This is a genomic window from Corallococcus macrosporus (assembly GCF_017302985.1).
GTDB lineage: Bacteria > Myxococcota > Myxococcia > Myxococcales > Myxococcaceae > Corallococcus > Corallococcus macrosporus_A.
This window is the reverse complement of the sequence record NZ_JAFIMU010000003.1, coordinates 61,541-77,179: the sequence shown is the minus strand read 5'-3', so window position 1 is coordinate 77,179 and position 15,639 is coordinate 61,541. Positions and strand designations below refer to the sequence as shown.

Here is a 15,639-nt window from a genome sequence, read left to right as displayed (position 1 = left end):
GGGTGTGCGCTCACTCTCTGTTCTTGCGTCCATCGACCTGTTCCTTGTGTTTCAATTCCTCGACAACCTTGTCCAACTCGTCGAAGCGTGCGTCCCAGAGCTGGCGGTAGCTCTCGAGCCAGGCCATCTCTTCCTCCAGTCGGCGCGGGCCGATCTTGCAGGTCCGCACACGCCCGACCTTCTCCGTGATCACGAGCCCGGCCCGCTCCAGGACACCGACGTGCTTCTTCATGCCCGTGAGGGTCATGTTGAACTTCTCGGCGAGGTCCGTGATCGACGCCTCCGCACGCCCGAGCTGCTCCAGCACACCGCGTCGGGTGGCGTCGGAGAGCGCGGCGAACGAGGCATCAAGGCCGGCACTTGCATACTGAACCATATGGTTCAGTGTCTAGCACGCGGAGAGATGTCACGCAACGGCACTTCGAGTGCGCGCTGCGAGCCGGTCACAACACTCTGAAGGCTCAGGCGGATCGGGTGCGCAGGCGGCCTTCGTAATCACGCTTGCCGATCGGTACACCGCGCGAGCGGAGGATGTCGTAGGCAGTGACGGCGTGGAAATGGAAGTTCGGCAGGGAGAACGAGAGGATGAACGTCTCCGACGTGAAGGCGAGCCTCCGCGGACCGATCTGAAGGTCCAGCTCCTTGCCCGCGCATCGGTTGATCTCGTCGGGCGTGAACGCCTCCAGCGCCACTTCCGCTTTGCTCATCATCGCCCGCAGGTCAGCGAAAGGGACCGGTCCGACCAGGGCCGGCGGTGCGAACACGCCGGTCTTGAGAGCTTCCACTCCCCACACGGAATGGTGCCATGTGGCTTCGACCTGAAAGTGGAAGGGCGCCATGTCATCGAAAAGGCGCGCATTCACGAAGTCGTTGGAATCAGCACCCGTCTCAGCGCAGTGCCTGGCCGCGCGGTCGAGAAAGCCTGAGACGGCCCTGACGGTCTGCAGGAAGGTGGGCACGCTGAGGGCGTAGAGTGATGTCGCCATTGGTTTTCCCTCGCATTCTGGCGCTCGCGTTTCCGCCATTTTCAGCATGCGTTCGAGCGATCACTCCAGCAAGAGGAGCAAAGGAAGGACAGAAGCTCTCTTGGGCGTAGCGGGCGGGAGCAGAACGGGAGGTGCGGGACACTGACGAGGAGCGCATCAGCCGCGCGCCGAGCCAGCGCAAAAGCCTTTCATCTCCAGCAGACACACGCCTGCCCAGCTCAAGGAGGCGAACTCATCCGGGGCGAACGTCCTTTTCAGCAGCCTGGCCCAGTCCAAACGGAGTGTGCGCTCCTTCCTCGGCTCCTCCACCGTCGCGGCAAGGGCGAGGCTCTTCTACTCCAGCCCCGGAGCCCCCCACGCTTGAGCGAGGCTCCTCTGAAAGGATCACGGCGTGAACAGGAAGAGCCGCGCGTACCACAACCGTTGGCTCAGCACAGGTGACGCTCACCGCACGAGGACGAGCGCGTAAATCCACGGGTGGCCTTGCCTTGCGCCAGACGTCTGATCGGCTGATGTCTGGTGAGCAGGTGTCACCGGAGCCCAGGAGAGCGAAAGGTCACCATCAGCTCTCCAGGAAAAGCCATGAAACCGAAGAAGACAGGCTATAATATGGGGATCAAACGGAAGCGCATGACCCTTGAGTAATTTCACGCGCAGTCCTACTGTGCGCGACAGCATTCTCCATAATCACAGATGGACCCGAGGAAATATGAGCTTACGCTCAAGTAATGCCCTCACCCTCACCCTCGTGCAGCTCTTGTGCTGGCCTGTAGTGGGTGCAGAAGCACAAGATGCAGGCACGCCATCCACGCTCGATGCCTCTGTGGTTACCTCAACCCAGACGGAGTCACCTCAGAGCGACGCAGAGAAGGCGGAGCTGGATCAAGAGTGTGCGACGCGAAGAGCCATTGTGGCCCAGAAGTGGATCCGTCTTGTCGAAGACGAGTTCCTCGCCTTCATCTGTGAGAACAAGACCCTCGACGCGTCTGCGTTCGAGCAGAAGCTTGAGCAGTACGATGTCCTCAAGCGCCTTGGACCGGACGAAGAGATCCGCAGTCTTTCCACCAGCGACCTCAAGAACGCCGGCTATGAGTTCCTGGCCGAGCGTGACGAACCCGATGACTGGCACGAGGTCATCATCAAGACTGCGGACGCGGAGAAGTTTCCGATGAAGAAGGAGGTTCGGCTTCGCTCAGGTCCACTCCTGCGGGTCAAGGCTGACAAGCACTCCCGCGAAGGCCACTACGGCGCCACGCACCAGGCCCTTCAGCGCGTGACGCGCCTGCTGGATCCCAACGGCGAGGAATTCAAAAAGGCCCTCATCGTCCCCCGAGGGACGTTTCCAAGCTACGTCCATGAGCTGATGGCGGATGCCTCCCAGGACGGAGACTTCTATGCTTGGGAACTGCCAGAAGCGCACGCGCAGGCCGGGTGTGACGAGGAGGGCACCGCGCGCAACACACCTTGCGCGGAGCCAGGACAACCGAACTGCTGGCAGCAGAGGTTCTTCGGCTGGGTCGGCAAGCAGCTTGCCCGCGCCAAAGCGGCCTGCGATGCGGGTGACGTGAATGCGTTCTACTATTGGATCGGCTACTCACTCCACCCAATCCAGGATCTCGCTCCCCACAAAGGGCGGACGAACTGTGAGCATGCCTTTAATGCCTATGTCGAGAAGGACAGTCCGGACAACCGGCCCGTGAACTTTGACCTCGCGGTCAGCACGACGGAAGCCTACCTAAAGGTGGTGGGAGACGAGATTAAGTCCGCGAGTTGTCTCTCCTCGGTTCGGACGATGCGGCAGGACCTGCCGGTTCAGAATCGGACGTGGAAGCGGCAGAACGTGGGAGCTGGATGGAATCCTACCTGGGCGCTAGGACTCCTCAAGTATCGCTTCACCCTGGCATCGAAGTACAAGAAGCTGAAGCCACCCGAATCGACCGTGCGATGGTTCACCAATGGTGACGAGAAGGACCAGACAGGACCGGCCTGGCACTCCTGCAGCGAAATTCAAGCGTGCCAAGCCCTGCTCAACGAACTCAAGCCCGTGGTCAAGGCTGCGTTCTCGGCTCCGTCTCGGACCTCGAACGGAGCTGCCCAATGACTCCGTGGATGGGGCGCATTGTGGGGCTCGTCCTCGGGCTGCTCCCGCCAGTGGCGTCGGCCCAGGTCGACGTGAACCAAGCGCTCGTGCATATCCGCTACGCCAATGTCGGGAACGCGGAGTGTGGCTGCTCGGGGACCGGGTTCTTCATCGATGTGACTCAGCGCCTGTTCATGACCGCTCGCCATGTGTGGCGGGCCACCGGCACGCTGCAAACTCTTGACTGCGCTAGGTACCCGAAACAACTCTCCTATCGGACCGCCACGGGAGAGACCTGGATAGGGCCCGCGACCCAGCAACCCGTTTGGGAGAGCAAGCTGGAGGATCTCGTCATCATCCGGTTGGATGACGGGGCGCCACCTCCACGGGCTGCGCTCCGAATCAGCACCCAGTTTCGCGAGGATTGTGTCTGGAAAGCGAGCGTTAGTGGCTATCCGAAGTGTGCTCTTCAGCACCGCACCCCTTATGCCAATCCGCACCATCAGAAATATACAGCGGGAGACACGAGCATCGACGACGAGTTCGCGCTCCATTTCATAGGGGCACAACGAAACCTCTATGATCTGACCGCCCAGTACCCGGATCCAGGCCATAGCGGTGCCCCCATCGTGATCCCAGGTACCGACGTGGTGGTCGGTGTTGTCTTGCACCGAGAAGAAACCTCGCAGGCCATCACGGGCACTTCTCTGTCGAATCTCATAGCGAGTACTGGCTTTGAGGATCGCTCTCCGGTCTCGATCTTCCAGCTCGCCCCTATCGACGTACCTCTAACCTGTGAGGCCCCCTATGTGCCGCCAGCGAAGCCTTCTCTTCAGCCCGAGCAGCGCCAGCGGTTCCGGGAGATGGTGAAGCACGTTGCCAACGGCTTATTGATGTCGTTCCGGTGCGAATGGCTCAAGTTCGGCGCCAGCCTTGCGAACGTCGCATGCAACAACAAGCCTTGTTCCCCCCAGGAGCTGTTGCGGCTCTACAATTCCGAGCGCATTAAGACGCTGCTGCGCAAGCCACAACTCTGCGAAGCCGTTAGGTCCGAACTCATCCAGATGAGTTCGGAGGCCGACGCTCAACTCGATCTGAGATGCAACGCTCCGGGCTCGTGGGGAAGGACATATGGGGATTGGCTGGTGAAAGACGTCAATGGCCCATTCAAGGGAGCCGCCCTCAATTCGAATGATAAGAAAAAGGCCTTCACGGCGTACGCTGCGGAGGTGGCTCTGGTGCAGGAGCTGCTCTTCAACCGGATTCCCCGCGGCAGTGCACACCGGGAAAAAGTCATCCTGAACATCATCGAATCATGGGCGGGGCAGGCCACGGAGGCCGGTGCCGAATTCTACGCCGCCGGGATTGCCTGGAATGCGCTTCGCGTCGAATGTCCGGACTGCCAGATGCCGCTGGCGCAGATTGACTCGCGGAGTCAGTGGTATCAAGTGGTCTTTGCCATTTTCGATGCCTGGGCGAGATACATGATCGTGCTGCCAACAAGTGTCAACGAACTCCCGACGGCCTACCCAGGCTGCTCGGATCTGGTGGTGCGGTACTCCGAGGAGAAATGGGCTATTGATACACAGTCGCCCGTGTGTGACTCTATCAACTGCATGCGCTTCGGAGATTCTGAGAACACCGGAGCGCTCGCTGCTCGGTTCGCGACGGTGCTCGTCCCTTGATCTGCTGCATTCATGACCGAGATTGCACTCGGCGCGGGTCCTAACAGCTCCTAACAAATGCCAGGACAGAGGCGTCGTAGGAGCATGACGCAGCAACCGAGGACGAGGAGCCCAAAGTGCACGTCGTCCCTGCGCTCGTCGCGGACACGGAGACGGCGCAACTGGTTCTTCCAAGCCAGCGTGCGTTCCACGACCCATCGATAGCGCCCCAGTCGCTCCTTGGACTCGACGCCTGGACGCGCGATGCGAGCGACGATGCCTCGCAGGCGCAGCCCCTGCCGGTTCTTCCTGGAGGCATAGGCTTTGTCGGCGTGCAGCTTGGTGGGGCGCAGTCTTCGCTGTCCCGAAGGCATCCTCACCGCGGGCACGGAGTCGATGAGCGGGAAGAACTCGTGCGTGTCGTGGACGTTGGCGGCCGTCACGGACTCGGTGAGCGGCAGTCCCTGGGCGTCTACGAGAAGATGATGCTTGCTACCCGCCTTCGCTCTATCCGTCGGGCTTGGGCCCGTGAGGGCCCCCTTTTTGACGCCCGCACGGACGAGGAGTCGATGGAGACTCGCGAGAAGTCCACCTTGCCGCGCAGTCCCAGCTCATCCAGCAGCCGCGCCTGAAGCTGTTCCCACACGCCGGCCCGGGTCCATTCCTCCAACCTGCGCCAGGCTGTCATGCCCGACAGGCCGAACTGCTTGCGAGGCAGCATCTCCCAAGGGATGCCGCTCCTCAGCACGAAGACGATGGCCTCCAGCGCCGCCCGGTCGTCCGCACGAGGGCGGCCCATCTTCTTCTTGGGCCGAGGCGGAGGCAGCAGCGGTGCCACGCGCTGCCAGAAGGCGTCGGGGACGAGTTCACGGACCATGTCCCTCAAGCTGAGGACGCCCCCTGCCAACGGCCAGCCCAGCGCTGACTTTCGGTAGGTGCTGTAAACCGGAACGAGACGCGCTCCATCTCGATCCGCCCCTGCAGCTCACGCCTGACTCCGGCTGCACTCCGTCCCACTCCACCGGGGTCTCCAGCACATCGTCGATTCGCTTGATGTAGCTGCCCATCAGCTGCAGCTATCCCATCGTGGTGACCACGTTCGCCAAGGGTGTCAGCAGGGCCGCAGCCAGCGCGTTCAGGCTCAACATCGTGTCTAGGCGCATCCGCCCTTCCATCACCTGCAGCGCCCCCAGGCAGAGCAGCAGCAGCGGCGCGCTCAGCCGCAGCGTGCCGGAGATCGCGTCCACCCAGGGAGTATGGGAAGGACTGGAGCCCTCTTAGGCATAGCGGGTGGGAGTAGCGCGGGAGCTGAGGGACGCTGACGGGAAGCCGATGAGTCGCACGCCGGGCCCGCGCAGCAGCCTTTCATCTCCGTCAGACACACGCATGCCCAGCCCAGCTCAATCACGCGAGGACATCCAGGGCGACCGTCCTTCTCAGCAGCTCGGCCCAGTCCAAGCGGGGTGTGCGCTCCTTCCTCGGCTCCTCCACCGTCACGGCAGAGGCGGGACTCTCCTCCTCCAGCCTTGCCTCCGCGCCTGCTTGAGGGAGCAGTGGAGGGCGAGGTGCTGGACGTCATGCGCCAGGCTGCGGGCTGGCTGGACGTGGAGAAGGGCCTGCTGGCGCAGGCCAAGGTCTAGATGGCGCAGTACCTGAGCAACCGGGAGTAGCCGCTCGGAGATTGCGTCCGTCCAGGCCGTACTCGCCCGGCTGGAGGAACGCTCACGTCACGGTGCTGGTGCCGCGAGCGTCGCAGGAATGCTGCACCGGTGATGAGCAGCAGCAGCCCCATGTCTCTCTTTGCAGGCCTCGCGACAGCTCAACAGGCGCAGCCAAGCCCCTTGTGGCAGGTCTTGTCGAGCGCGATGCAGGAGTCCCCGCAGGGCTGACTGTCCGAGCCACAGTACTTGCAGCAGCCACCCACCCCGATTCCCAGCGAGTCTTCGCTCAATTCATCTTGCACACGGGGCTCATCGACCACCGGGTTGAAGCAACCCTGCATCAGGACCACAGCAACCAGCATTCCAGTCAATCGGGTCATCTCGCTCCCTGCCTTGCGAATGAGGCACACCAACTCCCCACGAGTACATTCCTAGCGCCATGAGGCCGAGCGGCTCCATCCCACTCCGGTGGGGGTCACGCCTGCCTCTGATGCCCCTGTCGCCTAGCTGGATATGAATTCCTGGAATACCCGTCGTTTCTGATGCGACGGAGCACCATCGGCGTGTTGGTCGTGCGCAATTTCTGCCTGGCTGAGCCCAGGTCCTTGGTCAATTTCTTCATGGAGTCCGCCCGGCGGCGCTACTTCGCGAGAGGGGAAGCGCGGCCTACCTATACCCTGCAGGTACCGACGCATCTGCCGTCTTGCCACCTACAGCAAAGTGCAGCGATTGTATCCATGGGACAGGCCCCACATCTTCCACTTGTCTCTCCACAGCCATGACAACCAGCAACACTCCGCCCCCGGAAGCACAAGCCACTCCTCAGACTGAAATCCTCCCGCCCGAGCCCGGGAGCAGCGGCGGAATACCGGACGAAGGCGTCGGCATTCCGCCGGACATGGTTGCCGCCATGATGGCGATGCAGCAACTCGCAGAGACTGTCATGCCAATCGCAAAGACTTTCTTCGATGCACGAGCCAAGCTCATGGGTGCACAGCCCGATCTTGATACCCTCCGCGAGAAAAACGCTCACGAACGAGCCATGGCGAACCAGCAGCTTTCCTGGGCCTTCTACACCGCTCGCGACAAAATGGTCGGTCGGCTAATGATTGCATGGACCGCAGCGTTGGTGCTGCTGATCGCGGGCGGCGTCTTCGCCATTCAGCAGAAGGTCATCGACCAGCAATCAGCCCTTACCCTTGGGCTCTTCGTTGCAGGCGCTATGGGGTGGGCTGGATCAAAGTTCACAGGTCGCACCCAGCCTCCCTCCGGCCCAAACGGCCCCTGATATCGCCTCAACTCCACGTGGCTCGCAGGCGCATCGATGTATGTGGACGGGAGTCAATCCATCATGACGTGAGGCAGAGTGCGACCAGCACCCAGGTGGCCTTCACGGCCACCTCGGGAGGCTCGGGCTTCAGACGAACTGGCCGCGCAGCCGAGTGCGGCAATGGGTCCAGGAACTCGATGCCGTTGCGGTGGAGGACAGGACACTGCCCACCCAGGCTCGCCACGTCGATCTCCTGTCCCGTGGCTTCAGGATGATGGTGCTCAACTCGCCGCCGCAGTGACGCACGCCAATGAAGTAGGAGAAGTCCACGGTCTCCCAGCGATTTAGCGTGGCTGAATGCAGAGCCGGCGCATAAGTCTTTCATCTCCAGCAGACACACGTCTGCCCAGCCCAGCCGCTTTCCCAGGAGGGGCGTCGCAGGTGCCTGGATCTCTGGGCTGGCTGTGACGGCTTGAGCTTCCATGCGCTCAGCGCAGGCCCGGTCCTCCGGGCCCTGAGCGCCTCAGGGGCGCGGGCCCGCCGTGGGGGGGCGCTCCGTGCCGGCCTCCGTGGGGCTGGAGGACGCCTCCGGGGGTGACTCCAGCACGCGGGCCAGGGCCCGGCCCAGGACCTCCACCTGCGGCGACTGGAGCACGGAGTAGTGGGTGCCCGGCACGTCCACCACGCGCGGGTCCGGGGTGAGCGCGGCCCAGCCCCGGGTGCGGTCGCTGCCCTCGTCCACGTTGGCCTCGGTGCCGCGCAGCAGCCACACCGGCACCCCGAGCGGCTCGAGGACGTGGCCGGAGAGCGCGGCGAGGCAGGCGTTGAAGACGCGCTGGCGCCGCTGGAGCCACGCGAGCCCTACCTCCGCGCCGAACACGCCCGTGCGCTGTCCGGCCTCCAGCAGGTAGTGCAGCAGGCGGTGGGAGTCTCCTGGCGGCACGTCCGGGGGTAGCGTCTCCGGCAGGCCGGTGGTGTGCGCCAGGTTCACCGTGAAGAGCTGGCCCTGCGTCGTGGGGTCGTCCACGCGCTGGCCCCGCGCATACGACGTCGGGCTGGGCTCGATGAAGACCAGCCGCTCCACCTGCTCGCCCTGGCGCAGCAGTTGGCGCGCCATCTCGAAGGCGATGAGGGCGCCCATGGACCAGCCGCCCAGGCGGTAGGGACCGTGGGGCCGCACCGTGCGCATCGCCTCCACGTAGAGCGCGGCCAGGTCCTCCAGTGAGTCCACTGTCGGCTGTCCGCTCTCCAGGCCCGGCGCCTGGAGGCCGTGGAAGGGCTGGTCCTCGCCCAGCTGCCGCGCCAGCTCCGCGTAGCCCCACACCGTGCCGCCAATGGCGTGCACGCAGAAGAACGGCGGGCGCGTCCCCTTCGGTTGAAGGGGCACCAGCAGCTCCGCGGGGGCGATGCCCGGCTTCAGACGGGACAGCGGCGCGTCCGGCGTGAGGACCGCCTGCTCCAGCAGGGCTCGCAGCTGGCCGGCCCAGCGCGTGGCGGTGCCCGGGTCGAAGAGGTCGCGGTTGTACTCCAGTACTCCGGTGAGGCCGGTCTCCGGCTCCTCCCACAGGGCCAGCGTCAGGTCGAACTTGGCGGACTGGCGCTCCACGTCCACGAAGCCCAGGGACAGTCCGGGCCCCATGGGCTGGGACACGGGCGCGTTCTCCAGCACGAAGAGCACCTGGAACAGCGGAGAGCGACCCGGCTCGCGCGCCGGACGCACCGCCTCCACCACGCGGTCGAATGGGGCGTCCTGGTGCGCGTAGGCACCCAGCGTCACGTCGCGCACGCGGGCGAGCAGCGCGCGGAAGCCCTCGGCCGCGTCCACGCGCGTGCGCAGGGCCAGCGTGTTCACGAAGCACCCGAGCATGTCCTCCAGCTCCGGCGCCGGACGGCCCGCGATGGGCGAGCCCACCACCACCTCCGCCTGGCCGCTCAGCCGCGACAGGAGCGCCTGGAGGCCGGCGAGCAGCACCATGAAGGGCGTGACGCCCTCGCGGTGGCCCAGCGCCTTTACCGACTCCGACAGCGGCAGGCCCAGTCGCACCGGCACGCGCCCTCCCCTGAAGGTCTGCACGTCGGGGCGCGGGTGGTCGGTGGGCAGCTCCAGCGCGGCGGGCGCACCCGCGAGCTGGCGGCGCCAGTACGCCAGCTGCGACGCGAGGACGTCCTCCGTCAGCCACGCCCGCTGCCAGAGCGTGTAGTCCACGTACTGGAGCGGGAGCGCGGCCAGCACGGGCGGCTGATCCGTGCTGAAGGCCTCGTAGAGGGACGACAACTCCCGGGTGAGCACGGCGGAGGACCAGCCGTCGGAGATGATGTGGTGCAGCGTCACCACGAGCAGGTGGTGCCGCGCTCCCAGCCGCACGAGCAGGCCGCGCACCAGCGGACCCCGGGCCAGGTCGAAGGGCACCTCCGCCTGGGCCGCCGCGAGCGCCAGCGCCTCGCGATCCCGCTCCGCCTCCGGCACGCCGCCCAGGTCCACGAAGCCCAGCGCCGGTGGCAGCTCCGGCAGGATGACCTGCAGCGGGCCCTGCGCGTCCTCGCGGAACACGGTGCGCAGGCTCTCATGGCGCTGGTGCAGCGCGTGGAAGCTCCTCACCAGCGCCCGGGTGTGCAGCGGCCCGGTGAGGCGCAGCGCCGCGAGGATGGTGTACGCGCTGCTTCCGGGCTCCAGCCGGTCCAGCAGCCACAGCCGCTGCTGCGCGAAGGACAGCGGCAGCCTTCCCGTCCGCGGCATCGGCAGCAGCGGCGGCACGGCGGGAGAGGCGTCCCCTGCTTCGCGCGCGGCGTCCACCCGCGCGGCGAGCGCCTGGAGCGTGGGCGCGTGGAAGAAGGCCTCCAGCGGCAGCTCTACGCGCAGCGACGCGCGCAGCCGCGACACCACCTGCGTCGCGAGCAGCGAGTGGCCCCCCAGCTCGAAGAAGTGGTCGGTGAGGCCCACACGCTCCACGCCCAGCACCTGCCGCCAGAGGCCCGCGAGCAGCTGCTGCGTGGGCGTCTGGGGGGCTTCGTAGGGACGGGGGCTCGCGCGCTCCAGGACGGGGACGGGCAGTGCCTTGCGGTCCACCTTGCCGTTGGGGTTGAGCGGCAGCGCGTCCAGCACCACGAAGGACGTGGGCACCATGTACTCCGGCAGCGTGCGGCGCAGCCCGTCCTTGAGCGCCGCCGCGTCCAGCGTCTGCCCGTCCCGGGCGACGACGTAGGCCACCAGCCGCTTGTCGCCGGGCACGTCCTCGCGCGCCAGCACCACGGCTTCGCGCACGCCGGGGACGGCCTGCACGGCGGCCTCCACCTCGCCCAGTTCGATGCGGAAGCCGCGCACCTTCACCTGGAAGTCGTCGCGGCCCAGGTACTCCAGCGTGCCGTCGGGGCGGTAGCGCACACGGTCCCCCGTCTTGTACATGCGCGAGCCCGGCGGACCGAAGGGCTCCGGCAGGAAGCGCTCCGCGGTCAGGTCCGGCCGGTGGAGGTAGCCGCGCGACTGGCCTTCGCCCGCGAGGTACAGCGCCCCGGGCTGGCCCACGGGCACCGGCCGCAGGTCCGCGTCCAGCACGTAGGCGCGGGTGTTGGACAGTGGCCGGCCGATGGGCGGCACCTCGCCCGGCCGCACGCGCGCGAAGGTGGAGTACGTGGTGTCCTCCGACGGGCCATAGAGGTTGTAGAGCCGCTGCACCGTGGGCGTGTCGAACACCTGTCGCGCGAGCGACGCGGGCAGCGCCTCGCCCGCCAGGTTGATGGTGCGCACCGAGGGCGGCAGCGCGCCCAGCCGCAACAGCTGCGCCATGGCCGAGGGCACGGTGTTGACGAGCGTCACCTCCGACGCCTGGGGCAGCTCCGCCAGGTGCAGCGCGTTGCGCGCGAGGATGACGCGGCCTCCCCGGGTGAGCGGGGCGAAGACCTCGAAGACGGAGAGGTCGAAGTTGAGCGACGTGCACGCGAGCACGCCCTGGAGCTCCTCCGCGGAGTACAGGCCGTGCACCCAGGTGAGGAAGGCCACCGCCGCGCGGTGCGGGATGGCCACGCCCTTGGGCCGCCCGGTGCTGCCCGACGTGTAGATGAGGTAGGCCAGGTTCTCCGGCAGGGGCGCTTGAGTGAGCGACGCGTCCGGAGACGCCTGGCCTGGCGCCTCCGCGTCGTCCTCCAGGCACACCACCTGGCAGGTGTGCGCGGGCAGCGCGGGCACCAGGTGCGCGTGCGCCACGAGCGCGGGGCCGCGTGCGTCCTCCAGCAGGAAGGCCAGCCGCTCCCGCGGGTACGTGGGGTCGAGCGGCACGTACGCCCCACCCGCCTTGAGGATGCCCAGCATGCCCACGACCATGTCGGCGTTGCGCTCCACACACAGGCCCACGCGGACCTCCGGGCCCACGCCCAGGGCCCGCAGCCGCCGCGCCAGACGCCCGGCGCGCTGCTCCAGCTCGCGGTAGGTGAGCCGCACCGGACCGGCGACCACCGCCACCGCGTCCGGCGTGCGCCGCGCCTGGGCCTCCACCAGGTGGTGCAGGCACGCGTCGCGAGGGAAGTCCTTCGCGGTGTCGTTCCAGGTCACCAGCACGCGGTGCCGCTCCTCGGCGGAGAGGACGGGCGCCGCGGGCGCGAGCGCGGGCAGGCCGCCGGTGTCCTCTGGCGCGGTGTCCTCGGTGAGAGGGAGCACCGGGTGGCGCTCCCGGGCCGGGGCGGCGCGCTCCACCGGGGCCACGGTGCCCGCGCGCGCGTCATCCACGCACCGCGCGAGCTGCCGCACGGTGGGGTGCTGGAAGAGGACTCGCAGCGACAGCTCCACGCCGAAGCGCACGCGCAGCCGCGCGAGCACGCGCGTGGCCAGCAGCGAGTTGCCGCCCAGCCGGAACAGGTCGTCCCGCGCGCCCACGTCCGCGACCCCCAGCAGCTCTCCGAACAGCGCGGCGATGACCTCCTCCGTGGGCGTCTGGGGCGGGACGCGCGCTTCCTGCGCCGCGCGCTCCAGCGTGGGCGCAGGCAGCGCCTTGCGGTCCACCTTGCCGTTGGGGCTGAGCGGCAGCGCGTCCAGCACCACGAAGGCCGTGGGCACCATGTACTCCGGCAGCCTCGCCTGGAGCGACGCCTTGAGCCCGTCCACGTCCAGCGTCTGCCCGGCCCGGCCCGCCACGTAGGCCACCAGCCGCTTGTCGCCGGGTACGTCCTCGCGGGCCAGCACCACCGCCTGGCGCACGGTGGGGTGCTGCTCCAGCGCGGTTTCTATCTCCCCCAGTTCGATGCGCAGGCCGCGCACCTTCACCTGGAAGTCGGCGCGGCTCAGGTACTCCACCTCTCCGTCCGGCAGCCAGCGCGCCACGTCCCCCGTGCGGTACAGCCGCGCGCCAGGCAGGGCGCTGAACGGATCCGGGACGAAGCGCTCCGCGGTGAGGTCCGGCCGGGACTGGTAGCCGCGCCCCACCTGCACGCCGCCGATGTACAGCTCCCCGGCCACGCCCACCGGCACCGGCTGGAACACCGGATCCAGGATGAGGATGGACGTGTTCGCCACCGCCCGGCCAATGGGCACCGAGCGCCGGCCGTCGCCGGGCGTGCACGCGAAATAGGTCACGTCCACGGCCGCCTCCGTGGGGCCGTAGAGGTTGTGCAGGCCCGCGTGCGGCAGCACCTGGAGACAGCGCTCCTTGAGCTCCAGGGGCAGCGCTTCGCCGCTGCACACCACCCGGCGCAGCGACGCGCAGCCGCGCGCCTCCGGTTCCTCCAGGAACACCTGGAGCATGGACGGCACGAAGTGCAGTGTGGTGACGCCCGCCTCGCGGATGAGCCGCGCGAGGTACGCGGGCTCCTGGTGGCCGCCGGGCCGGGCGACCACCAGCCGCGCGCCCGTCATCAACGGCCAGAAGAACTCCCACACCGACACGTCGAAGCTGAACGGCGTCTTCTGGAGCACCACGTCATCCGCGTCCAGGCGGTACTCCGTCTGCATCCAGCGCAGGCGGTTGCACACGCCCCGGTGCGCGTTCATCGCGCCCTTGGGCCGGCCCGTGCTGCCGGAGGTGAAGATGATGTACGCGAGCGCGTCCGACAGCGGCTGGCGCGCGGGCGCATGCGTGGGCAGCTGCGACAGCGCTTCCGCCTCTGCGTCCACGCACACCACGCGCGCCCCGTGGGGCGGCAGCCCGGGCACCAGGTGCTCCTGCGCCAGCAGCACCGTGGGGCGCGCGTCCTGAAACATCCACGTCAGGCGCTGCGCCGGGTAGCCCGGGTCGAAGGGCACGTAGGCCCCGCCCGCCTTGAGCACCGCCAGCAGTGACACCACCAGCTCCAGCGAGCGCTCCAGGCACACGCCCACGCGCGACTCCGGCCCCACGCCGCACTCCCGCAGCCGGTGCGCCAACTGGTTGGCCCGCGCATCCAGCTGCGCGTAGGTGAGCGTGGCGTCCCCGAACGCGAGCGCCACCCGGTCCGGGGTGCGCGCCACCTGCGCCTCGATCAGCGACGCCAGATCCTCCGGCTCCGGCAACACCTGCCGCGCGCCGTGCCAGTCCACCAGGAGCTGACGGCGCTCCGCCTCGGAGAGCAGGGGCAGGTCGCGCAGGGCGGTGTCCGGCGCGGCCAGCGCGCCCACCAGCACCGTGCGCAGGTGCGCGAGCAGTCGTGCCACGGTGGGCGCCTCGAACAGGTCGGTGCTGTATTCAGCGGACAGGCGCAGGCCCTGGGGCAGCTCCGTGGCGTAGAGGGTGAGGTCGTGCTTCGTCGTGTCGGTGGTGACAGGCAGCACCTCCAGCGTGAGGCCCTCCTGCTGGAGCACCGCGCCGGGCGCGTTCTGGTGGATGACCATCACCTGGAACAGCGGCAGGTGGCTGGAGCTGCGCTCGGGCTTGAGCGCCTCCACCAGCTTCTCGAACGGGACGCCCTGGTGCGCCTGGGCCTCCGAGACCGTGTCGCCCACCCGGGCCATCAGCTCGCGGAAGCGCAGCCGGCCGGACAGCGGCGTGCGCAGCACCAGGGTGTTGATGAACAGGCCGACGAGCCCCTCCAGCTCCGCGCGGTCCCGGCCCGACACCAGCGTGCCCAGCGCCACGTCCTCCTGCCCCGTGTAGCGGTACACCAGCGACAGGAACGCGGACACCCACACCACGAAGAGCGTGGTGCCGTGGCGCTGGCTGAAGTCCCGCAGCGTCTGGGTGAGCTCCCGCGGCAGCGTGAGGAACTGCCGCGCTCCCGCCGAGCCCAGCGTCGCCGGCCGCGCCTTGTCCGCCGGCAGCTCCAGGCGCGCTTCAGGGTCCAGCTTTCCGCGCCACCAGGACAGCTGGGACTCCAGCGCCTCGCCCTTGAGCGTCGCGCGCTGCCACGCCGCGAAGTCCGCGTACTGCAGGGGCAGCGCCTCCAGCCTGGCGCTCGTGCCCGCCCGGGCCGCGGCGTAGACGGCCGCCAGTTCGCGCACCAGCACGCCCATGGACCAGCCGTCCGCGATGGCGTGGTGGAGGTTGAGCAGCAGCAGGTGCTCCTCTTCCGCCAGCGCGTAGAGCGTGGCGCGCGCCAACGGTCCCTCGGACAGGACGAAGGGGCGCTGGGCGTCGCGGGTGACGGCCCTCCACGCGTGCGCTTCGCGCTCCGCCTCCGGCACACCGCGCAGGTCCTCGCGCTCCAGCTTCAGCACGAGCGACGGGGCGATGACCTGGACGGGCTGCCCTTCCCTCTCGCGCAGCGTCGTGCGCAGGGTCTCATGGCGCTCCACCAGGACCTGGAGGCCCCGCCCGAGCGCGTCCGGATCCAGCGCGCCCGTGAGGCGCACCACCGCGGGCATGTTGAAGAGCGCGCTGCCGGGGCTCCACTGCTCCAGGAACCACATCCGCTCCTGGGAGAAGGACGCGGGGGCCTTGCGAGCCACCCCGGCCTTTTCCGCCAGCAGTCGGGCCAGCTTCGCGCGCTTCTCTTCCGGGGTCATCGCCATGGAAACGCACCTCGCTACAGGCGCCGGGGATGCCGGTCGCACAAGGGGGCTCGCTGCTGTCGTGAAAGG

9 protein-coding genes are annotated in these 15,639 nt (G+C 67.7%); 3 read left to right on the top strand and 6 right to left on the bottom strand.

Annotation, left to right across the window (positions count from 1 at the left end):
- Positions 1-10: 10 nt before the first annotated feature.
- Both JYK02_RS05080 and JYK02_RS05075 read right to left on the bottom strand, forming a co-directional pair.
- A complete protein-coding gene (locus JYK02_RS05080; RefSeq protein WP_207048753.1) occupies positions 11-376 on the bottom strand; it encodes an ArsR/SmtB family transcription factor in 366 nt (121 codons plus the stop codon).
- A gap of 85 nt (positions 377-461) precedes the next feature.
- The gene (locus tag JYK02_RS05075) at positions 462-1,034 is read right to left on the bottom strand and encodes a DUF1993 domain-containing protein (protein ID WP_207048752.1); all 573 of its coding nucleotides are present in this window, start codon (positions 1,032-1,034) and stop codon (positions 462-464) included.
- 862 nt (positions 1,035-1,896) lie between these two features.
- Between JYK02_RS05075 and JYK02_RS05070 the strand changes: the two genes are divergently transcribed.
- A complete protein-coding gene (locus tag JYK02_RS05070) occupies positions 1,897-3,087 on the top strand; it encodes a hypothetical protein (protein ID WP_207048751.1) in 1,191 nt (396 codons plus the stop codon).
- A gap of 8 nt (positions 3,088-3,095) precedes the next feature.
- Complete coding sequence (locus JYK02_RS05065; protein ID WP_207048750.1) at positions 3,096-4,751, top strand: hypothetical protein; 1,656 nt, start codon at positions 3,096-3,098, stop codon at positions 4,749-4,751.
- 50 nt (positions 4,752-4,801) lie between these two features.
- Here the strand turns inward: JYK02_RS05065 and JYK02_RS05060 are convergent.
- Both JYK02_RS05060 and JYK02_RS05055 read right to left on the bottom strand, forming a co-directional pair.
- Positions 4,802-5,607 (bottom strand): IS5 family transposase gene (locus tag JYK02_RS05060; protein ID WP_207048749.1). Its coding sequence is split into 2 segments (ribosomal slippage): positions 4,802-5,262 and positions 5,262-5,607, totalling 807 coding nucleotides; the frame shifts between segments, so codons are not numbered across the junction.
- A gap of 199 nt (positions 5,608-5,806) precedes the next feature.
- The gene (locus JYK02_RS05055; protein ID WP_207048748.1) at positions 5,807-5,977 is read right to left on the bottom strand and encodes a hypothetical protein; all 171 of its coding nucleotides are present in this window, start codon (positions 5,975-5,977) and stop codon (positions 5,807-5,809) included.
- A 1,192-nt stretch (positions 5,978-7,169) separates the two neighbouring features.
- On the opposite strand from JYK02_RS05055, the gene JYK02_RS05050 reads away from it, so the two are divergent.
- Positions 7,170-7,679, top strand: coding sequence for a hypothetical protein (locus JYK02_RS05050; protein ID WP_207048747.1), 510 nt, complete (start codon positions 7,170-7,172; stop codon positions 7,677-7,679).
- 61 nt (positions 7,680-7,740) lie between these two features.
- Here JYK02_RS05050 and JYK02_RS05045 read toward each other — a convergent pair whose 3' ends face one another.
- Together JYK02_RS05045 and JYK02_RS05040 are read right to left on the bottom strand one after the other, a co-directional pair.
- Positions 7,741-7,905, bottom strand: coding sequence for a hypothetical protein (locus JYK02_RS05045; protein ID WP_207048746.1), 165 nt, complete (start codon positions 7,903-7,905; stop codon positions 7,741-7,743).
- Between the two features lie 279 nt (positions 7,906-8,184).
- Complete coding sequence (locus JYK02_RS05040; protein WP_431603470.1) at positions 8,185-15,564, bottom strand: amino acid adenylation domain-containing protein; 7,380 nt, start codon at positions 15,562-15,564, stop codon at positions 8,185-8,187.
- Positions 15,565-15,639: the final 75 nt, after the last annotated feature.